The sequence below is a fragment of the Sphingobium sp. B1D7B genome, from assembly GCF_025961965.1.
GTDB lineage: Bacteria > Pseudomonadota > Alphaproteobacteria > Sphingomonadales > Sphingomonadaceae > Sphingobium.
In genome coordinates this window covers 1660316-1682282 of the sequence record NZ_JAOQOR010000001.1, presented here as the reverse complement: position 1 = coordinate 1682282, position 21967 = coordinate 1660316, and the positions used below count along the sequence as shown (strand labels likewise).

General features: G+C 63.5%; 21 protein-coding genes. 9 read left to right on the top strand and 12 right to left on the bottom strand.

Going from position 1 to position 21967, the window contains the following annotated elements:
- The first annotated feature begins 283 nt into the window (after positions 1-283).
- Entirely contained in the window at positions 284-685 is a 402-nt protein-coding gene (locus M2336_RS07605; RefSeq protein ID WP_264592768.1) for a DUF2971 domain-containing protein, read from the top strand.
- A gap of 63 nt (positions 686-748) precedes the next feature.
- Here M2336_RS07605 and M2336_RS07600 read toward each other — a convergent pair whose 3' ends face one another.
- Positions 749-2047 carry an FAD-dependent oxidoreductase gene (locus M2336_RS07600; RefSeq protein ID WP_264592767.1) on the bottom strand — a complete coding sequence of 433 codons (1299 nt, stop codon included), beginning with the start codon at positions 2045-2047 and terminating at the stop codon, positions 749-751.
- Positions 2048-2214: 167 nt separating this feature from the next.
- Complete coding sequence (locus M2336_RS07595) at positions 2215-2976, bottom strand: CsgG/HfaB family protein (protein ID WP_264574542.1); 762 nt, start codon at positions 2974-2976, stop codon at positions 2215-2217.
- Between the two features lie 211 nt (positions 2977-3187).
- On the opposite strand from M2336_RS07595, the gene lepA reads away from it, so the two are divergent.
- The 4 genes from lepA to M2336_RS07575 all read left to right on the top strand — a co-directional run bounded on the left by lepA (position 3188) and on the right by M2336_RS07575 (position 6072).
- Positions 3188-5008, top strand: a complete 1821-nt coding sequence (gene lepA, locus M2336_RS07590) for a translation elongation factor 4 (RefSeq protein ID WP_264574541.1) — start codon at positions 3188-3190, stop codon at positions 5006-5008.
- Positions 5005-5319 (top strand): alkylphosphonate utilization protein, encoded by a 315-nt coding sequence (locus M2336_RS07585; RefSeq protein WP_264574540.1) that lies wholly within the window; start codon positions 5005-5007, stop codon positions 5317-5319. The genes lepA and M2336_RS07585 overlap by 4 nt, the downstream gene beginning before the upstream one ends.
- Before the next feature lie 40 nt (positions 5320-5359).
- Positions 5360-5554 carry a hypothetical protein gene (locus tag M2336_RS07580; protein WP_181558813.1) on the top strand — a complete coding sequence of 65 codons (195 nt, stop codon included), beginning with the start codon at positions 5360-5362 and terminating at the stop codon, positions 5552-5554.
- A gap of 191 nt (positions 5555-5745) precedes the next feature.
- Positions 5746-6072 carry a hypothetical protein gene (locus M2336_RS07575; protein WP_264574539.1) on the top strand — a complete coding sequence of 109 codons (327 nt, stop codon included), beginning with the start codon at positions 5746-5748 and terminating at the stop codon, positions 6070-6072.
- 18 nt (positions 6073-6090) lie between these two features.
- On the opposite strand, the gene M2336_RS07570 is transcribed toward M2336_RS07575, so the two are convergent.
- Together M2336_RS07570 and M2336_RS07565 are read right to left on the bottom strand one after the other, a co-directional pair.
- Positions 6091-6279, bottom strand: a complete 189-nt coding sequence (locus tag M2336_RS07570; protein ID WP_181558812.1) for a flagellar FlbD family protein — start codon at positions 6277-6279, stop codon at positions 6091-6093.
- Positions 6280-6389: 110 nt separating this feature from the next.
- Positions 6390-6593, bottom strand: a complete 204-nt coding sequence (locus M2336_RS07565; RefSeq protein ID WP_264572146.1) for a Flp family type IVb pilin — start codon at positions 6591-6593, stop codon at positions 6390-6392.
- Between the two features lie 396 nt (positions 6594-6989).
- Here M2336_RS07565 and gmk point away from each other — a divergent pair, with 396 nt between their 5' ends.
- The 3 genes from gmk to M2336_RS07550 all read left to right on the top strand — a co-directional run bounded on the left by gmk (position 6990) and on the right by M2336_RS07550 (position 10116).
- The gene (gene gmk / locus M2336_RS07560) at positions 6990-7670 is read left to right on the top strand and encodes a guanylate kinase (RefSeq protein ID WP_181558811.1); all 681 of its coding nucleotides are present in this window, start codon (positions 6990-6992) and stop codon (positions 7668-7670) included.
- Between the two features lie 191 nt (positions 7671-7861).
- The gene (locus M2336_RS07555; RefSeq protein WP_264574538.1) at positions 7862-9661 is read left to right on the top strand and encodes a DEAD/DEAH box helicase; all 1800 of its coding nucleotides are present in this window, start codon (positions 7862-7864) and stop codon (positions 9659-9661) included.
- Positions 9661-10116 carry a YaiI/YqxD family protein gene (locus tag M2336_RS07550; RefSeq protein WP_264574974.1) on the top strand — a complete coding sequence of 152 codons (456 nt, stop codon included), beginning with the start codon at positions 9661-9663 and terminating at the stop codon, positions 10114-10116. Before M2336_RS07555 ends, M2336_RS07550 begins: the two co-directional genes overlap by 1 nt.
- Before the next feature lie 7 nt (positions 10117-10123).
- Here the strand turns inward: M2336_RS07550 and M2336_RS07545 are convergent, their stop codons facing one another.
- From M2336_RS07545 to M2336_RS07515, 7 genes are all read right to left on the bottom strand, one after another.
- Positions 10124-11767 (bottom strand): transferrin-binding protein-like solute binding protein, encoded by a 1644-nt coding sequence (locus tag M2336_RS07545; protein WP_264574537.1) that lies wholly within the window; start codon positions 11765-11767, stop codon positions 10124-10126.
- A 398-nt stretch (positions 11768-12165) separates the two neighbouring features.
- Positions 12166-13242, bottom strand: a complete 1077-nt coding sequence (locus M2336_RS07540; protein ID WP_264574536.1) for an ABC transporter substrate-binding protein — start codon at positions 13240-13242, stop codon at positions 12166-12168.
- 770 nt (positions 13243-14012) lie between these two features.
- A complete protein-coding gene (locus M2336_RS07535) occupies positions 14013-14267 on the bottom strand; it encodes an energy transducer TonB (RefSeq protein WP_264574535.1) in 255 nt (84 codons plus the stop codon).
- Positions 14268-14550: 283 nt separating this feature from the next.
- Positions 14551-16176 (bottom strand): ABC transporter ATP-binding protein, encoded by a 1626-nt coding sequence (locus M2336_RS07530; RefSeq protein ID WP_264574534.1) that lies wholly within the window; start codon positions 16174-16176, stop codon positions 14551-14553.
- Positions 16173-17192 (bottom strand): ABC transporter permease, encoded by a 1020-nt coding sequence (locus M2336_RS07525; protein WP_413715986.1) that lies wholly within the window; start codon positions 17190-17192, stop codon positions 16173-16175. The genes M2336_RS07530 and M2336_RS07525 overlap by 4 nt, the downstream gene beginning before the upstream one ends.
- A 65-nt stretch (positions 17193-17257) precedes the next feature.
- The gene (locus M2336_RS07520) at positions 17258-18337 is read right to left on the bottom strand and encodes a microcin C ABC transporter permease YejB (RefSeq protein WP_181558805.1); all 1080 of its coding nucleotides are present in this window, start codon (positions 18335-18337) and stop codon (positions 17258-17260) included.
- A complete protein-coding gene (locus M2336_RS07515; protein ID WP_264574532.1) occupies positions 18334-20304 on the bottom strand; it encodes an extracellular solute-binding protein in 1971 nt (656 codons plus the stop codon). The genes M2336_RS07520 and M2336_RS07515 overlap by 4 nt, the downstream gene beginning before the upstream one ends.
- Positions 20305-20578: 274 nt before the next feature.
- Here M2336_RS07515 and M2336_RS07510 point away from each other — a divergent pair, with 274 nt between their 5' ends.
- Positions 20579-21508, top strand: a complete 930-nt coding sequence (locus M2336_RS07510; RefSeq protein WP_264574531.1) for a 1-phosphofructokinase family hexose kinase — start codon at positions 20579-20581, stop codon at positions 21506-21508.
- Here the strand turns inward: M2336_RS07510 and M2336_RS07505 are convergent.
- On the bottom strand, positions 21495-21962 hold the full coding sequence (locus M2336_RS07505) for a low molecular weight protein-tyrosine-phosphatase (RefSeq protein ID WP_264574530.1): 468 nt from the start codon (positions 21960-21962) through the stop codon (positions 21495-21497). The genes M2336_RS07510 and M2336_RS07505 overlap by 14 nt on opposite strands.
- Between the last annotated feature and the right edge of the window lie 5 nt (positions 21963-21967).

Sequence of the window (21967 nt, the reverse complement as noted above, 5' to 3'; positions counted from 1 at the left end):
GCACAGTGAGCTTTATTGGCAAAGTCCAATACAGTTTAATGATCCGTTCGATTGCATCCCAGTTTTGTATTTCGGGGAAAATAACGCTGAGCGTAAGGCATTTCGGGCGAGGGCTACAGATCAATTGTATGGCGGCGAACCCCGCACCCTACGTCGGCAACATCGTAGGCGTATGGGCGTAGTGCCGACCGCACAAATGGAAGACCATTTACGAACGGCATGGCAATATTGGCTGTCAGAGAGCGCGGTAACATGCTTTTCGGAGGTGCATGACCACCCTCTGATGTGGGGCCATTATGCCGATAGCCACAAAGGCGTTTGTTTAATTTTTAATGAAATAGCTAACGACCACACACAATGGTTCGCTTTTCCAGTGACCTATCAGGAAGCTAGGCCCCGAGTTAATCTTACTCGCTTCAGCGACCCTGACGTGATGATGAAGTCTCTGTTCCTCAAGAGCCACCATTGGGCATATGAGCGTGAGCAGCGTATGGTCGCTTGGCGGGGCACACCCGGTTATAGGAGCTTCCCTGCCAGATTACTTCAAGGAATTATTTTTGGCGCAAAGATTAGCATCGACGATGAACAATTCGTACGTGGTGTTTTAGCTAGACGACCAGATATGCAGGTTTTCCGCGCGGAGATCGACTCGGCAGCATTCAAAATGAACATTGTGCCGGCATGAACCACGATAAGGCGCTTTCGCTTCCGTCCGGACGCTGGTAACAATTGTCTCTCATTCTCGCCCCTACCCCCGCCCCGCCTTCACCATGTCCGCGATCCGCACGAACTTCTCGCGCGGGGCACCGAGGCGGGCTTGGGCGATTTCGGCTTCGTCGATCTTCTGCCAGTCGCGGAAGGTGACGATCTCCAGATCGCGCTCGGCAATGAGCGCGTCCAGGCCAGCCCGGCCCTGCTTGCCGGCGGCGGCGGGCTGGTCGGCGGCGATGGCATCCGCGATCAGGAAACCGTCGGGCTTGTTCGTGCCGATGGTGCCGCTCGGCCCGCGCCGCGCCCAGCCGACGCAATAGAGGCCCGGACGAATGCGGCCTTCCTCATTGGCGAAGCGGCCGCGGGCCTCGTCATAAGGCACGTCGGGAATGGGCGGCGTGCGATAGCCGATGCAGCTGATGATGAGATCGGCGGGCATGGTCACGCGCTCGCCGGTGCCGATGCTCTGCTGCTGGGCATCGAGCCGGGTCCGCTCCAGGACCAGCCGCTCGACGCGCCCCTCCCCCTCCACGCGCTCGGAAACGACGAAGAAATCGAACCGGATCGCTACCACCTTCTCGGGCGATGGCTCGGCGAACTGGCGGAGCAGCGCCAGCGACTTGCGCTGTCCCGGCTCCAGCGCCTCGTCCACCGACGTCGGTGGCAGGTCGGCGGGATCGACATGGACGGAGGCGCGTTCCAGCCGGCCGAGTTCGCCCAGCTCCTTGGGCGTCATCGCAATCTGCGCCGGGCCGCGCCGACCCAAGATGGTGATCGAGCGGGGCTGCGCCTTTTTGAGATTGTCATAGGCATGAGCGACGACATCGCTCTCCTCAAGCTCGCGCGCGGTCTTGGCGAGAATGCGCGCGCAATCCAGGGCGACATTGCCATTGCCGATGATGACCACATCCCGCTCGTCGATCCGCGGTGCGAGATCGGCATGATGGGGATGGCCATTATACCAGCCGACAAAGGCGGCGCTGCCGATGACGCCGGGCAGATCGTCACCCGGCACGCCCAGCGGGCGATCCGACGGCGCGCCGGTGGCGAGGATCACGGCATCGTAAAGACCCTGAAGCTCCGGGATGGACACGTCGCGCCCGATAACGAGATTGCCGACGAAGCGCACCGTGTCGGTCAAGGCCACGGCCTCATAGCGGCGGGATACGGCCTTGATGGACTGGTGATCCGGCGCGACACCGGTGCGGACAAGGCCGAAGGGGACGGGCAACCGGTCGATGATGTCGATCGCCACATCCTCGCCGAACTGCTTCTGGCAGGCTTCCGCGGTATAATAGCCGGCAGGGCCAGACCCGATGATGGCGATATGACGCATGGAACGGCCTCTCCAGAAAATGTGTCTTGCGGGGGGCAGCCTAGCCGAGGCTGCGCGCGAGGCAAGGGCCGTGCGCATGAGAGCGACGCCCGTGGAGCGATAGGCGCGCCCAAACGAAAAGGGCGGACCATTCGGCCCGCCCTTTCAGATCGATGTACCGCTGCCGCTCAGCGTGCAGCGGGCGCTGCTGCCGAGGCATTGGCGGGCAGACCGCCGAGCTGGGTCACCAGCTTGGTATAGGCATCCAGATAGGCCAGCACGATGACCTGGCCGATATCCGTGTTCTGGTAGCCGCCGCCAGCCGCGCCGGCAAAACCGCCCCACCAGCCCGCGCCGCCGCCGGCACCGAAGCTCAGATCCGACTTGCGCGAATAGCCCTCGGTCATCGCTTCCTCGACCGTGGTGCGCGCGTTCACGATGGAGAGCGTCACATTGGCTTCGCTCTTTTTGATGTTGATGCCGCCGGCCAGCGCGCCGAACGTGCTGCGGCCCAGGAAGCCGCCCAGCATGCCGCCCAGAGCGTTGCCGCCGCTATTCTTGTTGGAGGTCACGATGTCCGGCTGGAGGAAATAGTCCGCCGCCTTCACCTGACCGCGCCCGATGTTGCTGCCCGCCTGCAGCTCACCCTGATCGGCCAGGGCGCGCTCCATCGCGCGGTTCTGCATCGAGCGCCCGCGGTTAACGAGCGTGAAGCAGCCGGACTGCTGGATGAAGATGCGCAGGATCGCTTCGGGGCTGCCGAGGCTCAGCTCGCGCCACCACTGCGTGTCCGGCTCGACGATGGCGACGGTGCCCAGATTCTTGGTGCAACGCGGGATTTCGCGCGTGCCCTTGTCCTGCGCCTTGCGCCCCGAGGATTGCGCCATGGCCGGCTGCACCACCAGGCCGATCGCGGACAGCGCCAGCGCCAGTTTGATCGATAGTTTCATGTATTACCTCACCCACAAGGATTATGCAGTCGACGCCCCTGCCGAACCACAAGGCCCGCTGTTTATCACAGCAAAATGGCGGCACAAGGTTAACGACTGCACGGCGGCGGCGCATGACAGGCGGCGCTCCTCATGTCTTGTATGAAATGGTCGCGGCGGGCCCTCTTTCAGAAGGCTTTGCCGGAACCCTTCCGCCTGCTATCGGCGCGCAATGACTGACCTCGCCCACATCCGTAACTTTTCCATCATCGCGCATATCGACCATGGCAAGTCGACCCTCGCCGACCGCTTGATCCAGCGCACCGGCGGACTCTCGGATCGCGAGATGACCGCGCAGGTGCTCGATAACATGGATATCGAGAAGGAGCGCGGCATCACCATCAAGGCCCAGACCGTGCGCCTCGATTACACCGCGAGCGACGGCAAGACCTATGAGCTCAACCTCATGGACACGCCGGGCCATGTCGACTTCGCCTATGAAGTCTCGCGCAGCCTCGCCGCATGCGAAGGCGCGCTGCTGGTCGTGGATGCCGCGCAGGGCGTGGAAGCGCAGACGCTGGCCAATGTGTACCAGAGCATCGAGCATGATCATGAGATCGTGCCGGTCATCAATAAGATCGACCTGCCCGCCGCCGAGCCCGAGAAGGTGAAGGCGGAGATCGAGGACGTGATCGGCATTGACGCCAGCGAGGCGGTGCTCGCCTCCGCCAAGGCCGGCATCGGCATTGACGAGATTCTGGAAGCAATCGTCAAGAAAATCCCCGCCCCCAATGGCGACCGGGACAAGCCGCTGGAAGCGATGCTGGTCGACAGCTGGTACGACCCCTATCTCGGCGTCGTCATCCTCGTGCGCGTCATCAACGGCGTGCTCAAGAAGGGCCAGAACATCAAGTTCATGATCGGCGGCACAGAGCATCTGGTCGACCGCGTCGGCTGCTTCCGCCCCAAGATCGAGACGCTGCCGGAGCTTGGCCCGGGCGAAATCGGCTTCATCACCGCGCAGATCAAGGAGATCACGCAGACCCGCGTGGGCGACACCATCACCACGGTGAAGAACGGCGCGACCACGCCCCTGCCCGGCTTCAAGGAAGTGCAGCCGGTGGTGTTCTGCGGCCTCTTCCCGGTCGATGCGGCGGACTTCGAGAAGCTGCGCGAAAGCATCGCCAAGCTGCGGCTCAATGACGCCAGCTTCTCCTTCGAGATGGAGAGCAGCGCGGCGCTGGGCTTCGGCTTCCGCGCCGGGTTCCTCGGCCTGCTGCACCTCGAGATCATCCAGGAGCGGCTGACGCGAGAATATGATCTCGACCTCATCACCACCGCGCCGTCGGTCGTCTATCGCATCCAGCTGCGCAAATCGAAGACCGAGGACGCGCGCGAGATCCTGCTGCACAATCCGGCCGACTATCCCGACCCCAGCCGCATCGAGCAGATCGACGAGCCGTGGATCAAGGCGACGATCTACACGCCGGACGAATATCTCGGCAGCATCCTCAAGCTCTGTCAGGACCGGCGCGGCATCCAGACCGGCCTCACTTATGTGGGCGGCCGCGCGCAGGTGAGCTACGAACTGCCGCTCAACGAAGTGGTTTTCGACTTCTACGATCGGCTGAAGTCGATCAGCCGGGGCTATGCCAGCTTCGACTATGAGCAGATCGGCCTGCGCGAGGGCGACCTCGTCAAGATGAGCATCCTCGTCAACAACGAGCCGGTCGACGCGCTCTCCATGATCGTCCATCGGGGCGTGGCCGAGGAACGCGGCCGCCACATGTGCGAGCGGCTGAAGGACCTCATCCCCCGCCACCTCTTCAAGATCCCCATTCAGGCGGCGATCGGCGGCAAGGTGATCGCGCGCGAGACCATCGCCGCGATGCGCAAGGACGTGACCGCCAAATGCTATGGCGGCGACATCACCCGCAAGAAGAAGCTGCTGGAGAAGCAGAAGAAGGGCAAGGCGCGGATGCGCGAATATGGCTCCGTGCAGATTCCGCAGGAAGCCTTCATCGCCGCGCTCAAAATGGGGGACGACAGTTGAGCGAGCAGACTAGCGACGAGGATTATGTGTTCGATGAAGCCAGCGGCGAGTGGCTGCCGGCTTCCGAACTGGCCGCCAAGCAGGGCGCGGCCGATGCGGTGGAAGTGCGCGACGCAGTCGGCAATCTGCTGGCCGATGGCGATCAGGTCACGCTGATCAAGGATCTGACCGCGAAGGGCGCGGGGCAGACGCTCAAGCGCGGGACGCTGATCAAGTCGATCCGCCTGACCGGTGACCCGCAGGAAATCGATTGCCGCTACGAGGGCATCAAGGGGCTGGTGCTGCGTGCCGAGTTCGTGAAGAAGCGGTGAGCGCGGTACCGGGCCGCCCATCGCAAAGGAGTGCAGCCTGATGGCAAAGACTGACGCCGGCGGACGCTTCGAGCGGCATCGCCAGCCCTGGACCGCCGCCGAGATCGACAAGCTGCACACGTTGGCGAAGAAGGGCATGGCGCTGAAAGCCATCGCCAAAGCGCTCACCCGCAGCGAGGAATCGGTGAAGGACCGCGCCAAGGCGGACGGGCTGACGATCGCGAAACTGCGTTAAGGCGCGGCCCCTAATCCTGCCAGCAGCAAACGGCGCCCGTCCGAGTGAGCGTCCGGCAACCTTCGGGGCGCACAAGCGTCTCATCAGGGCCAGCTCCCAAGCGAGATGGAAGTGGCACATCGCTGTTGTGGACATGTCGAGTCCGCGGCGGCCGCTTGCCCCTGTGCGAGACCATGCTGGAGGATGTCCCCATGCCCATTTCCCATACGCCCCTGATAGAGCGCATTGCGCGCGTGCTCGCCGGACTGCGGCTGAGCGAGAATGCCGATGGTACCGAGCCGAGCGCCAGCCGGTCTGTGGACCTGGAATGGGAAGACTGCCGTGAGGACGCGCGCGCGGTGCTCCGCACGATGCGCGAGCCGGACGCGGCAATGGCCAGCGCAGGCAATGAAGAGATTTGGGAAGCGATGATCGCGGCCGCATTATCGGGCGAAGCGAGCGGTGCGGGTGCAAACCAAGCCAACCCGGATGAGACCAATCCGCTTGCTCCCCCGATCAATCTCAACGCGGGCAGCTGAAGTCTCGGCGCGCTATCCCTAGCTTTCGGGTAGCTGGTTGGTCCGGTTCAGCCGGTCGATCACTTCATCGAGCGGCTCGACGACCGTCACGCTACGGCCTTCGCCAAAGCGAATGCGCGTGCCCTCGCCGACATTGGAGATGAACGAAATCTGCGTCGCATTGACGGCGACGGGGGCGCGATCCGGGCTGGTGAACTTGACGAACATGGGCACGCTCTCCTGCTTATGATTGGGGACAGCCTAAGCGCATTCTCGCGCCACGCAATTGCTCGTCGCGCAAGGTGGAAAATATCTGGCAGGCTGCCGCTTCTCGCGCCTTATCGGCCCGACAGGCTGTTGCTGATGCCGAAGAAGAGCTCCGAGAGATTGATGCCGAGCGACAGGAACGCCATGACGCAGGCCAGCGACACCAGCGCCGCGATCAGCCCATATTCCACTGCTGTCGCGCCCCGCTCATTTGCGCGCAGCCGATCAAAGGGCGTCAGGTCACGGTCAACCGCAGGTGATGTCTGGCGCGGCATGGGGCACTCCTCACATTTGCCGGTTCAACGTCGTCGCAAATGGTGGAGAGGTGGTGAAGAGAAGGCGCCAGATGACGTGGGGCTAAGGGGGCGGCAGGCCCGTCAGCCCAAACCGAGTGAAGCCACGGCGATCAATGCCGCAATGCCCGTGAGGCTGGTTACCAGCCCAAGTTCCAAAGCCTTTGCTCCGCGCTCGGTGCGGAGAATCCGCATAATCATGTCATCCTCCAATGACATAACCCATAGCAGCGGCTGGCTTTACGGGCGCTTAACGACGCCGCTGGAAGACGACCGATCCACACAAAAACCCTCCAGACTGGCCGCGCGGAGGCGATTCCTCCGTGCAAGTCTCAGTCCGCCAATTGACGTGGCGGCAGACTCACGGCAGGAGCAAGCATGGCCGACATGACCGATCCCGTTTCCGCCGATCCACTTGCCCAGCCCGCATCCTTCAAGCGCCGGGGGATGCTTTTCGTGCTGTCCTCCCCTTCCGGGGCCGGCAAATCCACCATCTCGCGCAAGCTGCTGGCGCATGATCCGGGCCTGACCATGTCCGTCTCCGCCACCACCCGGCCGATGCGGCCCGGCGAAGTCGACGGCAAGGATTATCATTTCGTCGATCTCGAGCGGTTCCGCGCCATGGTGACGGACAACCAGTTCCTCGAATGGGCGCATGTGTTCGATCATCGCTATGGCACGCCGCGCGCGCCGGTGGAAGGGATGCTGGAAGCCGGGCACGACGTGCTGTTCGATATCGACTGGCAGGGCGCCCAGCAGCTCCACCAGCTGGCCGGCGGCGATGTCGTCCGCGTGTTCATCCTGCCCCCCTCGATGATCGAGCTGGAAGCGCGGCTGCGCGGACGGGGTACCGACAGCAACGACGTGATCGAGCGACGCATGGCGCGCGCGCACAGCGAAATCGCGCACTGGGACGGCTATGATTATGTGCTCGTCAATGACGATGCCGAAGCCTGTTTCGCCAAGGTGCTCACGATCCTGCAGGCCGAACGACTCAAGCGCCACCGGCAGACCGGCATCATCGGCTTCATCCGCAAGCTCGACCGCGAGGAAATCTAGCCCTCAGCCCGGCCCGCAGGGGCCGTCGGCTCGGCCACGCAAAACTTTGCAAGCCAGATGCCCTCCATATCTGTATGGGGGGCGCATAAGGCGGACCACCAAACAGGATGACGCGCGCAGATGAGGCCTTTGAAACAGGCTTCGCGGCGAGGATGGTCCACCGCTCCACTCTTTTTTGATTAGCGAGATACATGCCCTTTTCCACACTCCCCCCTCTTCTCGCCAATGCCCTTGCCGAGCGCGGCTATACCGACCCTACGCCCGTTCAGGCCGAAGTTCTGGAGGCGCAGGCGCATGGCCGCGACCTTATCGTCTCGGCGCAGACCGGATCGGGAAAGACCGTGGCGTTTGGCCTCGCCATTGCCACCGACCTGCTGGAAGATGGCGAGCGCATGGCGCCGCCCGGCCTGCCCCAGGCCCTGATCATCGCGCCGACCCGTGAACTGGCGCTGCAGGTCAGCCGCGAGTTGATCTGGCTCTATGGCAAGGCTGGCGCGCGCATCGCCACCTGCGTCGGCGGCATGGATGCGAGCAAGGAACGCCGTGCGCTCTCGCATGGCGCGCAGATCGTGGTCGGCACGCCCGGCCGCCTGCGCGACCATCTGGAACGCGGCGCCCTCAACCTCTCCACCCTGCGCGCCGTGGTGCTCGACGAAGCCGACGAGATGCTCGACATGGGCTTCCGCGAGGATCTGGAAGAAATCCTCGACGGCACGCCGCAGGAGCGCCGCACGCTGCTCTTCTCCGCGACCATGCCGGCCCCCATCGTGGCGCTTGCCCGGCGCTATCAGCGCGACGCGCTGCGCATCTCGACGGTGACGCAGGAGCGCGGCCATGGCGACATCAGCTATCAGGCGATGGCTGTGGCACCGGCCGACATCGAACATGCCGTGGTGAATCTGCTGCGCTTCCATGAGGCGGAAACGGCGATGCTGTTCTGCGCCACGCGCGACAATGTGCGTCACCTCCATGCCGGGCTGGTCGAGCGCGGCTTCGCGGTAGTTGCCCTCTCCGGCGAGCATAGCCAGAATGAGCGCAATCAGGCGCTGCAATCCTTGCGCGACCGGCGGGCACGCGTGTGCGTCGCAACCGACGTGGCCGCGCGCGGGATCGACCTGCCGACGCTGAGCCTCGTCGTCCATGTCGAGATTCCGCGCGATGCCGAGACGCTGCAGCACCGCTCCGGCCGTACCGGGCGCGCGGGCAAGAAGGGCACCGCCGTGCTCATCGTGCCCTATCCGCGCCGCCGCCGGGTGGAATCGATGCTGCGCGGCGCGCGCATCCAGGCGGACTGGATTTCGCCGCCCTCGGCCGACGACATTCGTCGCGCCGATACCCAGCGCCTGCTCGATACGCTGCGCGCCCCTGTCGAGCTGAGCGAGCAGGATCATGAGCTGGGCCGTCAGTTGCTCGCCGAGCGCAGCCCGGAAGATGTCGCCGCGATGCTGGCCCATGCCTATCGCGCGCGCCTGCCCGAGCCTGAAGATCTGCTGGGCAGCGATGCCCCCGCCGAACCGCGCGGACCCCGCCCCGGTTTCGAGCAGAGCGCCTGGTTCCGCCTGAATGTCGGCCGCAATCAGAATGCCGATCCGCGCTGGATCCTGCCGCTGCTCTGCCGGCGCGGCCATATCAGCCGCACAGAGATCGGCGCGATCCGCATCGCGGCGCAGGAAACCTTGTTCGAGGTCGCGGGTGGCGTCGCTGCGCGCTTCCTCGACGCCGTGCGCCGCACCGCCAGCGAGGATGACGAGGTCGACATCCAGCCGACCGACGGCAAGCCCCGCGAGGAAGCGCGCCGCAATCGCCGCGACAATGCCCGCCCCGTCCATGCGCCCAAGCCCTATCGCGCACCCGCCGCGCGCGGGCCGCATGGGGGCCGCCCCGATCAGGCCCAGCCCGGCCCCCATGGCGCCGGCAAGAAGAAGGGGCCGAACAAGTGGAAGGGCGGCGCCAAGCCCTTCGCGCACAAGAAGCCCGGCAAGGATAGATGATCGCGATCCTCGTCGATGCCGATGCCTGCCCGGTGAAGGAAGAAATCTACCGGGTGGCATTTCGGCATGAGACGCCGGTCAGGATCGTCAGCAACCAGCGCATCCGCATCCCCGATCATCCGCTGGTCGAGCGGGTGGTCGTGTCCGACGCCTTCGACGCGGCCGACGACTGGATCGCCGAGCAGGCGGGCCCGACGACGATCTGCATCACCGCGGACATTCTGCTCGCGGATCGCTGCCTGAAAGCCGGCGCGAGCGTGATCGCCCCGACCGGCAAGCCCTTCACCACCGCGTCCATCGGCAGCGCCATCGCGACCCGCGCCATCATGGCCGATCTGCGCGCCGGCGGCGACATCATCGGCGGCCCCGCGCCATTCAGCAAGGCGGACCGTTCACGCTTTCTTTCGGCGCTGGATGAGACGATCGTGCGGCTGAAGCGGCAGCAGCCAGCGTGACGGGCGATCAGCGGTTACCGACGGCCACACCAGCAATGCGGCCTTCCGGCGAGGAGGGCGTCGCAGGGCTGGTGAGCGAGAACGCATAACCGACCTCGGCAGCATCAGGCCCATAGAATGAACCGTGAAAATCTCCTGAAAAGTTGGTGTTGTAGGAAGAAAGACTACCTTGGAAGGTCGGACCGTCCGAGGAAATCGTAGCCGTACCTGTAAAATCACCAAAGGGGGTGTCTGCCCCAAGCGTCCAGTAATCGATCAGTTTCAGCTCCGTATAAATCCTGCCAGAGTCGAAATCAGCGTCCAGACGGCCATCTCCGAGGATCGCCGTACTTCTGCCGACAAATCCTTGCCCCCTGACATGCAAAGCATAGCTGGCTGTGCCGGTTCGCGGCATTTCATCCGAGCTTGACGGAGAGCCGTAGAGAAACGCATTATATCCGACCCCAACCTGCGTCCATTCGCCATAGCTGAGGTAGTGGAACTGTAGCTCCGCTTTGTTGGTACCTAATTGCGGCGTCAGGTTGTTGAATAACGCAATGCTTTTTCCACGCTCGGCTTCGCTGACCTTTCGGAATGAGATGGAGGTTTTTGTAGGATCGGGGGCTTGAGCGAGATCCTCTCCGGTGAAGCTCGCCGAGATGCTGTCAGTCGTGATGGTGTAAGTGCCAGTTTGATAGTCGGGCGTGACGGTGATCGAAGTCGCCGCGGGTGCGTTATCGTCATACACCGGAGGACTGTAATTGGTCTCTCTCGCATAGCTTAGGGGCGAGCTGATGAGGTCAAATGTCGTGGCGCCTTGCAGCGGGAAGGTGCTGCCCGGAGGCGGGGGCGGAGGAGGCGGTGGAGGCGCGACATACTGCTTGAGAGCACCCGTGACGACACCCCCGCCGAGCGAGTTAAGGTCGGCATTATTGATCGCAAAAGTATAGCCGAACTCTCCACCGTCAGGACCGAAGAAGCCGCCGAGAATGGACCCTTGATAAGTGCCGCCGTCCCAGGTGCCCTGAAACGTGTTGCCTGCTCCGATATGACCAGTTCCGTTGAGAGACGGGAGGGAGACGGAAGCTCCAGAGACGCTGCTAAGCCCGGAAAGCTGCAAGAACGTCGAGAAGCTTTGATCGCTAAAGTTTGCCGTCAGGCTCGCTTTGCCGCTCAGGCTATACTCGCCCACGCGATCGTAGAGGATGCCTTCCGCAAATCCTTCGTATGTGCCGCTGCCACCGATCGGCAAATCTCCAGCCGTGGTCGGCACGCCGAAGTAGAAATAGGCATTCACGCGCCGCTGCGGAGTTCCGAAACTCGTGTCGCGAGAGATGAACTCCCATCCGCCGTAACTCACATAGGAAAGCCTCAGATCGGGTCTCAGCGGGTCTGCATAGTCCGGCTGCCTGAACCACAGGACACGCGTGCCATCCGCAGCGCTGTCGCTCCAGCCGATGTCCCCTCCCGAGAGGTTGGGCGCGTGAATCTGACCACTGGCCAGAATGTTGTACAGTGCATATCGACCACCCGCGCGAGGGTCGACATAGAGCCGAGCCGCGCTTGAAGATTGATAAGGGCTGTGTCGCGTTCGGAGGGTCTCATCGTAGTAATTGATATCAACTTCGACAGAACCGGACCGAAAGTCTTGCGTCTGCCCCAAAGCCTCCATCAGCGTTCCGCTAGTTGCTGCCGGCAAAGAGGTTGGCGGTGCAGGACGAACAAGGGCGGCGGCGGACGGCGCCGGGGCGGGTGTCGGTGAAGGCGACGGAGTTGGAGAAGGCGCAGGCGTGCTGTTGACACCGCCGCCGCCACACGCTGTCAGCAACGTGCAGACCGCTATGAAGCAGCCTCGAAAATGGTACTGCAATGCAACCCCCACCCGGTGAACTCGGATGTTTGTTTGGGCGTTCGCAGGCGGCAGGGTCAAGCCGATTGAGCTGAAAGGAGCCACCACTTTTGTCTTGTTTCAGAACGGCGAGTGTCCAAGGAAGCCGAGTTTTTTCCCGGCGTGGCCCTCCTCGAGAACTTTTTGTCGCGAATCTCAGCGCGCCATGAAACGACGAGCCCTCACTTCCGCTTGGGCAGCGGTGGCAGAGCCTTGGCTTCTTCCAGCACGCTCGTGTCGATCAGCGTCGCGAGTTGCGCGCGGGTGCGGGGCGTGCGCTTGTCCTGTTTGGCGAGCCAGGCTTCCTCTTCCTCCAGCACGTCCAGCAGGTCGCCGGTCCAGTCCGCCAGCCAGTTGTGGTGGGACCAGCTCTGCTTGACCAGCTCGAGCGGATAGCCGCTGTTCTGCGCCACCAGCTCCTGCGCCCGTGCGGGATTGCGGCGGACCTCCTGCGTGGCATCGATGATCGCGCGGACCATAACGACGATGTTCCGCCGCATCTGCGGGTTGGCCAGCGCGCCCGCGGTTGTGTTGAGATTGAACAGCTCGCGATAGACGCCCTTGCCGCTGAACTCGATGGAATCATCGCCGATGGCCTGCGCGGCGCGTTCGACTTCCGGCTCCCAGATCGCCACGGCATCGACCTTCCGGTCGGCCAGCGCCTGAGGCATGTCCGGCAGCTTCATGCCGACCATGGTGACATCGTCGCTGGAAAGGCCGACGGTTTTCAGCATCTTCTGGGTGAAGAATCCGGACGAAGTGACGGAAATGGTCGCGATCCGCTTGCCCTTGAGGTCAGCCAGCGAATTGATGCCGGCCGACTTGCGCGCGACGATGCGGTACAGTCCCTCGGTCACGGTCATGACGATCCGCATGTCCGGATTGCGCAGCGAATAGCGCAGCGCCTGCGTCTCCGCATTGGTCGCGATGTCGGCCGGCGCGCTGCTGTCATCCGGCGTCGCGCCGGGCTCGCCCACGAGATTGGCGACGCTCCCGCGCCCCACCGTGACAGGCGCGGGATAATAGGATTCAGCGGCGATGAAGAGCGGCGCGAACTCGAACACGGTGAGATTGCCGAAGGCGCGGATCGGGCCAGCCTGCGCCACAGTCGCGGAAGCCGCCGACGCCGAAGCCACGGGCGTGTCCGCCTGGGTGCAGGCCGAGGTGCTGGCGACCAGAAGCGAGAGACCGGCCAACAGGACGCCGCGCCCACGCCGGCTCGCGCTGCCATGGCTCATCGCCCGATTGAATGCCGACATCCTCTTCTCCCTCACATCACATTAAACGGCGGGAGGCTAGCGAGCAGTGGCGCCGCCAACAATGCACGGAACGGCATTGATCCTTGCCTGGGGTGGCGGGGGGCAGAGGGGTTGGAGTTTGCAGGTCACGGGCAAGAGTGGTCCGCCCAGACGAGACGCCGTTGCGGGCACTCGAAGGATCCGTAAACTCGGGGGCATCTGGCGTGACCGGCCAGGGATGGGGAGGCTTGAGTGAAAGTGTGCATACGCGTTATCCTCCCAATCATCGCTTTAGGCGCGCTGGCAGTATATTGCTTACTCCCGCACCCGATCCATGATCAGGCGCAGCTGAAGTCAATCGCAGCCGATTCTCGACATTTGGTGGGGGCCTATCCGCTTCGTGCTTCAGAGCGTTCCGTCGACATCCCAAAAGATAAGTGGCCACCTGCAATAGCGAGGTTGAAGCCTTATTCAGTCACAGTCTACCCAGGGATGGTGGATATTGCGACAACGCCATCCTTCGATGGTGGCTGGGGCTATGGTTTCGCTTGGGACAAGCAGGACCTGACGATGCTCGTCGAGTGCTGGTCGGAACTGGGGCATGGCGTGTATTGGCATGCCCCCTGTTGATGCCGGCTCACCAAGCCAAGCTTTCCGTTCGTCGACCTCTTGTTAACGCTCCAAAGCGGTCATGGCAGGCACCCGACCGTTGGGTTTACAAGCGGCCTGTCCAGACACGACGACTTAGCGGACGTTCGGGAGTTTGAAATTGACGGCCCTTCGTGGCCAAGTCAGCGTCCGGGCAAATTCCAACTCACGTTCCGAACGAATTCGCCTTCGACAGACTTTCCGTTTTCACGCTGGGCAGGCTTAAATCTCAGCTTCGAGAACATAGCACATGATGCCTCGTCAAGGCTGGCAGAACCACTGCTCTCAATAATGCGGCAGCCCTTGGGTTTACCTTTCGAATCGATTTGAATTGTGATCTTAGCCACGCCCTGCTGACCTAGCCTCAGCGCTGCAGCAGGGTAGTCATCGTCAGTCATGAACGACCTACCGCCGGACAACTGCGGTGGGGAAGCATACTTCTGTTTGGCCTGAGATGCTTGATCAAGCAAAAGCACACCAAACGCTAACACCAATAAAGCACCTCTCCGCATGACCGAACAACCTTCCCCAACCAGTCCGTTTCATATGGACTAGTCAGCCTAAAGCGGCAAGAATTGGTAATCCCCCTAATGTCCGCTTCCCAAGACAAAGCGGCCATTCAGGTATGCGAGCCCCACATTTCCAAACGCACACTCACTCAGTTCGGGCTTGCTAACCCCATCACGCCGCCGCCCGCGCCCGCAGTTCCAGCGCGGCGGCGATGAGGTCGCGCGTATAGTCCGTCTGCGGCGCGTTGAAGATTTGCTGCGAGGAGCCCTGCTCCACGATCTTGCCATTGCGCATCACCACCACTTCATGCGCGAGGGCGCGGACGACCTTGAGGTCGTGGCTGATGAACAGATAGGTCAGGCCATGGCTCGCCTGCAGGTTGCGCAGCAGGTCGACGATCTGGGCCTGCACGGACATGTCGAGCGCGGAGGTGGGCTCGTCGAGGATCACGAGATCGGGCCGCAGGATGATCGCGCGGGCGATGGCGATGCGCTGGCGCTGGCCGCCGGAGAATTCGTGCGGGTAGCGATCCAGCACCGCCGTCGAGAGGCCGACTTCCTCGATCATCGTCGCGACGGCCTCGTAGCGCTCCGCTGGCGTCAGGTCGGGTCGGTGGATCGGCAACCCCTCGCCGACGATCTGGCCAATGGTCATCTTGGGGCTGAGGCTGGCGAAGGGGTCCTGAAAGACGATCTGCATCCGCTTGCGCAGGGGGCGCATCTGCTTCCAGTTGCGCTCGTGCAGCGGCTCGTCCTCGAACCAGATCGGCCCTTCCGAGCGGCTGATGCGCAGCAGCGCAAGGCCGAGCGTGCTCTTGCCCGAGCCGGACTCGCCGACGACGCCGAGCGTATGCCCGCGCGGGATCGAGAGCGTCACCCCGTCCACGGCCTTCACGAAGGCGCGCGGCTTGCCGAACCAGCCCTTGATCGGGAAATGGACCTTCAGATCCTCGGTGCGCACCAGCGGCGCGGGATCGCCCTCGATCTTGAGTGGTTCGCCGCGCGGCGTCGCGTCCAGCAGCTTGCGGGTGTAGGCGTTCTGGGGATTATCGAACACCGCGCTGGTGTCGCCGGCCTCCACCACCTCGCCCTGTGTCATCACGCAGACGCGCTCGGCCATCTTGCGCACCACGCCCAGATCATGGGTGATGAGCAGCATCGCCATGCCGAGGCGCTGCTGGAGATCCTTGAGCAGATCGAGCACCTGCGCCTGCACGGTCACGTCGAGCGCGGTGGTCGGCTCGTCGGCAATCAGCAGGTCCGGCTCGTTGGCCAGCGCCATCGCGATCATGATGCGCTGGCGCTGCCCGCCGGAGAGCTGGTGGGGATAGGATTTGAGGCGCTTCTCGGCATCGCGCAGACCGACCAGCTTGAGCAGGTCGATGGTCTTGGCGACCGCCGCCGCCCGGCTGATCGCGGGATCGTGCAGCTTCATCGCCTCGATGATCTGCCGATCGATGGTGTGAAGCGGGTTGAGGGCGGTCAGCGGCTCCTGCGGGATCAGCGCGATGCGGGCGCCGCGCAGCGTCTGCATCGTGCGCTCGCTGGCGCCGACGATCTCCTGCCCGTCCAGCCGGATCGAGCCCGATGGGTGGAACGCCACCGGATAGGGCAGCAATTGCAGGATCGACATGGCAGCGGTCGACTTGCCCGAGCCGGACTCGCCGACCAGCGCCAGCGTCTGGCCCTTCTCCAGCGTGAAGGACACGTCCTTGACCGCCTCGACGATGCGGCCTTCCGAGCGGAACGAGCAGCACAGCCTGTCGACCACAAGCAGGGGCGTGTCCGTGGCGCTCATGTCGATTTCCTTGGATCGAATGCATCCCGCGCCGCTTCGCCGATGAAGATGAGCAGCGAGAGCATGGTGGCCATGACCGCGAACCCCCCAATGCCGAGCCACGGCGCATAGAGATTGTTCTTCGCCTGGTTGAGCAGTTCGCCGATCGAGGGCGATCCGCGCGGCATGCCGAAGCCGAGAAAATCCAGCGCGGTAAGGATGGTGATCGACGAGGAGACGATGAACGGCAGGAAGGTGATGGTCGCCACCATCGCATTGGGCAGGATGTGCCGGAACATGATCGTGCGGTTGCCAAGGCCAAGCGCCCGGGCGGCGCGGACATAATCGAGATTACGCGCGCGCAGGAACTCGGCGCGCACGACGTGCACCAGCGTCATCCAGCTCACCAGCAGCAGCACGCCGAGCAGCGTGAAGAAGCTGGGCGTGAGGAAGCTGGCCATGATGATCAGCAGGTAGAGCATCGGCAGGCTCTGCACGATCTCGATGCAGCGCTGGAAAATAAGGTCCGTCCAACCGCCGAAATAGCCCTGGATGGCACCGGCGGTGATGCCGATGATGGAGCTAAAGAAGGTGAGCAGCAGGCCGAAGGTCACCGAGAGGCGGAAGCCGTAGATGATGCGCGCCAGCACATCGCGCGCTTGGTCGTCCGTGCCCAGCCAATGGCGTGCGGATGGCGGCGACGGCGCGGTGACGGGGATATCATAGTCGATCGTCCGGTAGCTGTAGGGGATGATCGGCCAGATCGCCCAGCCGTCGCCGTCCGCGATCATCGCCCGCACGGCGGGGTCCTGATAATTGGCCTCCGTCTCGAACACGCCGCCGAATGTCGTCTCGGGATAGGCGCGCAGCACTGGCGCATAAATCTCGCCGCGATAGCTCAGCAAGATGGGCTTATCATTGGCGATCAGCTCCGCGCACAGCGTCACCGCATAGAGCGCAAGGAAGATCCACAGGCTCCAATAGCCGCGCTTATTGGCCTTGAAATTGGCCCAGCGCCGGCGCGTGAGCGGGCTCATCCGGCTGATCGGGCGCAAAGGCCGGGGATGAACGGCCGGGGCTGCGACGGGCGTTTCGGCGTTCATCAGACGTCCCGCCTTTCGAAATCGATGCGGGGGTCGACCAGCACATAGGTGACGTCACCGAGCAGATTGGTCAGCAGGCCGAGGAGCGAGAAGATGAACAGCGAGCCAAGCATCACGGGATAATCCCGGTTGATCGTCGCCTCGAAGCCGAGCAGCCCAAGGCCATCCAGCGAGAAGATCACCTCGATCAGCAGCGAGGAGGTGAACAGCACGCTGACGAAGGCAGCAGGAAAGCCGGCGATCACGATGAGCATCGCGTTGCGGAAGACATGGCCATAGAGCACGCCGTTCTCTGAGAGGCCCTTGGCTCGCGCCGTCGTCACATATTGCTTGCCGACCTCATCCAGGATCGAATTCTTAGTGAGCATGGTCAGGTTGGCGAAGGCGCCGATGACCATCGCGGCGACCGGCAGGGTGATGTGCCACAGATAATCGAGCACCTTGCCGATGAGCGAGAGCTCCTCCCAATTGTCCGAGACCAGCCCCCGCGCCGGGAAGATGCTCCAGAATGTACCGCCGGCGAACAGCACGACCAGCAGCACCGCGAAGAGGAAGCCGGGAATGGCATAGCCGATGGTGACGAAGAAGCTCGACCAGGCATCGAACGCGGTGCCCGCGCGCACGGCCTTGCGGATGCCGAGCGGAATGGCGACGAGATAGGTGATGAGCGTGGTCCAGAGGCCCAGCGAGATCGACACCGGCAGTTTTTCGATGATCAGATCGATCACCGGCTGGTCCTTGTAATAGCTATTGCCGAACTCGAACCGCGCGAAATCGCCGAGCATCTTGAAGTAGCGATAGAGCACCGGCTTGTCGAAACCGTAGAGCTTCTCCAACTCCTTCACCATCGCCGGGTCCAGCTCGCCAGTGGGCATGATGCCGCTGCTCGCCCCCGTATCGACGCTGCCGCCGATGGTGGCCGTCGCGTCCATCGCGGTGCCGGCGAACCGCGCCTGAATCTGGTCGATCGGGCCGCCGGGCACGAACTGGATGATGATGAAGGTGATCGTGACGATGCCGATCAGCGTCGGCACCATCAGCAGGAGCCGGCGGGCGACATAGGACCAGAGCGCCGTCATAATGACTGTCCTTGTGCGTGCCCGGCCGTCTTGCCGGGGTCGGCCCACCACGTATCCAGCGTCATAATCGGGAAATTATAGGCGGGCTGCTTTTTCGGCATGCCGAAGCGGTCCCAATAGGTGATCGGCATCTGCCCCACCGGCGCCGGGTAATCATGCTGGAAGGGTATGGCGTAGAAATTCCACAGCAGGATGCGATCGAGCGCCCGCATCGCGCCGACCACGGTCTCCCTGTCCGTCGCGGTGATCATCTGCGCGAGCATCTTGTCGACGGCCGGATTCTTGACGCCCGGATAGTTCAGCGATTGCGGCTGATCCGCAGCGTGCGACCCCCAGATCAGTGTCTGGCCGATGCTCGGCGTTTCATGGCCGGGGAACATCGGGATGTTGAGCAGCAGATCATAATCATAATGACGCAGCCGATGCCGGAATTGCGCACTGTCGAACGAGCGGAAACTGATGGCGATGCCAAGCTGCCGCGCATTCTCGACAAAGAGCGAAACCTGCCGGTCCATCAGCGGGGAATAGCTGATCAGCTCGAGCGCCATGGGGCGACCGGTTGTCTTGTCGATCAGCCGGCCGTCCTGATAGCGATAGCCCGCCGCCCGCAGGATCCGCACTGCTTCGATGAGGTTGGCCCGGCGGTTGCGCCAGTTCCCGCCAACCGGCAGGTCCGGCGCCTTGGTGAACACCTCGCCCGGCACCTCGTCCCGCACGGATTGGAGCAGCTCCAGCTCCCGGCCCTGAGGCAAGCCCTCGGCCGCAAACTCGCTGTTGGTGTAGAAGCTGTGCAGGCGGCCATGATGCCCGGCGAGCAGGGTCCGGCGCACCCACTCGAAATCATAGGCCAGCATCAGCGCGCGCCGCAATTGGCGATCCGCCAGCGCGGGCCGCCGCGTGTTCATGACGATGCCCAGATAGAAGGACGGGCTGCGGTAATCGATGACCTGCCGCTTGATCTGGCCCGCGCGGAAGGCCGGCAACTGCTTCTCGCTTGCCCAGCGGACCGCGCTCGTTTCCTGCCGGAAGTCGACATTGCCGGCGAGAAAGGCCTCATAGGCCACCGTCTGGTCCCGGTAATAATCGTGCCGGATGATGTCGAAGTTGTAGCGGCCCTTGTTGACCGCCAGATCCTTGGCCCAATAATCCTTCACGCGCTCATATTCGATCCAGCGCCCCTGGCTGAAACGGCCGACCTTATAGGGGCCGCTGCCCAAGGGGCGGTCGAGCGAGGCGGCGTTGAGCGGGTGCTTCGCGTAATAATGGCGGGGGAGCAGCCACATATCCATCACCACCGTCGGCAGCGTGGGATTATTGGGCTGGGTGAAATAGACGCGCACCGTGTGCGGCCCGCGCTTTTCCGCACGCGTCACGGCCTGTTCAAGGCGCTTGAGAGAGGGCGTCACCAGGCCCTTGGCCTGATCGATGGTGAAGATGATGTCCTCGGGCGTGATCGGCACACCATCATGCCAGCGCGCGCGGGGATCGAGATGGAAATCCATCCATGAAATATCTTTGGGATAGGTGATCGACTCAGCGACCAGCGCGTAGCGCATCGCCGGCTCGTCCGAACTGCGCCGCATCAGCGGCTCATAGACCTGCATCATGCCGATGGGCGGCGTGCCAAGCAGGGCCATGAGATTGAGACTGTCGAAGCCACCAATATAGGCCACCCGCAGCGTGCCGCCCTTGGGCGCCTTGGGATCGGCATAGTCGAAATGCTTGAAGCCGGGGCCGTATTTGGGGGTGCCGAACACCGCATAGGCATGGCTGGAGATCAGCTCATTGCCGCCCGGCACGGCCTGAACGCTGGCGGAACTGATCGTCAGCAGCAGCGGAAGGCAGAGTAGCGCCAGCAGGAGTTGCCGAAGCACCCCGAGGCGCTGCCTCACCGGCCCGGCAGATGGTGGCGGGCCGCCATCATCCAGGCCATGGTCATTCGGGCCGTCCGCAGCATCTCCAGCCATACTCTCCCTTCCGAACCCCAGATGGAGTCCAGCAAACAAGTGATGCCCATTCGATCTTGCGCCGAATGTCGCGTCACCCGCTCCGTTGGTTCAATGTCTAACTTTAGTTGACCTAACTAACAATTCGAATCGAACTTATCTTGTCATAATTCGCGCTGCCAGGCGCGTAAACGCCCTGCTCGTCATCGTGCCGCGCCTGCTCCACCAATGCAACCGGCTGCCGCACAGCGCGGCACGGCTTTGATCACCGCGCGCATCCTGCTAGCCCATGCGCATGAAGAACATCGCCACGCTCACCCTCAATCCCACCATCGATGTGGCCTATGAGGTCGACAAGGTATTTGCCACGCACAAGATGCGGACGGCTGGCGAATATCATAATCCCGGCGGCGGCGGCATCAATGTCGCCCGCGTGTTCGTGCGGCTGGGCGGCAATGCGCGGGTGCATTACCTGTCCGGCGGGGCGACCGGCGTGGCGCTCGATGGCTTGCTCGACCGGCATCAACTGGTGCGCGCGCAGATCCCGATCCAGGGCGAAACCCGCGTCGCAACCTCGGTGCTGGAGAAGGACAGCGGCAAGGAATATCGCTTCACACCGCCGGGGCCGGTGGTGGTGGAGGCCGAATGGCGGCTGGCGCTCGACCAGCTCAGTCAGGTGACGTGCGATTATTTCGTGGCCAGCGGATCGCTGCCGCCCGGGGTGCCGGAGGATTTCTACGGGCAGCTTGCCGCCGCGCTGGCGCCGCGCGGCATCGGCTTCGTGCTCGACAGTTCAGGCGCCGGCCTGCGCGGTGGCCTGAGCGGCGAGCATGTGCTGCTGGTCAAGCCTAGCCAGGGCGAATTGCAGCAGCTCGTCGGGCGCGACCTGAAAGGCCCGGACGCCATTGCGGCGGCAGCGCAGGACATCGTGCGATCGGGCCGCGCGCGCTATGTCGCGGTCACTCTTGGCCATGAAGGGGCGGTGCTGGCGACGGCAGAGAGCACCGTCTATCACCCCGCCATCCCCATCGACGCGAAAAGCGCGGTCGGCGCGGGGGACAGCTTCGTCGCCGCGATGGTCTATGCGCTGGCCAGCGACTGGCCGGTGGAAGATGCCTTCCGCTATGGCATTGCCGGTGGCACTGCAGCGGTGCTGACGCCGGGCACCGACCTCGCCCGCCCGGCCGACATCGACCGCCTCTACGCGCAGATCAAAACCGGCTGACCAGCGCGCGCGCCGCCGCCTGCACGTCCCGCCAGGTCACATCGAACCCGGCTTCATCGCCAAAATAGGGGTCGGCCACGGCCTGCCCTTCCCGGCCCGGCACCATGTCCAGCAACAGGCCGACATGAGCGCGATGCCCTGCGGGCGCGAGGCGCCGGAGGCTGGCGAGATTGTCCGCATCCAGCGCAAAGATCATGTCGAAGCGCTGGAAATCCGCCAGCCCGATCTGCCGCGCGCGGTAGGTCGAGATGTCAATGCCATGGCGCAGCGCGGTGGCCTGGGCGCGCGGATCGGGCGGCCGCCCGACATGCCAGTCGCCCGTGCCTGCCGAGTCCGCCGTCACATCAAGGCCCGCCAGCGACGCCTCGTGGCGGAAGGCCGCCTCGGCCAAAGGCGACCGGCAGATATTGCCGAGACAGACGAACAAAATAGCGGATGGGGTTGGCTTGAGCATGCGCC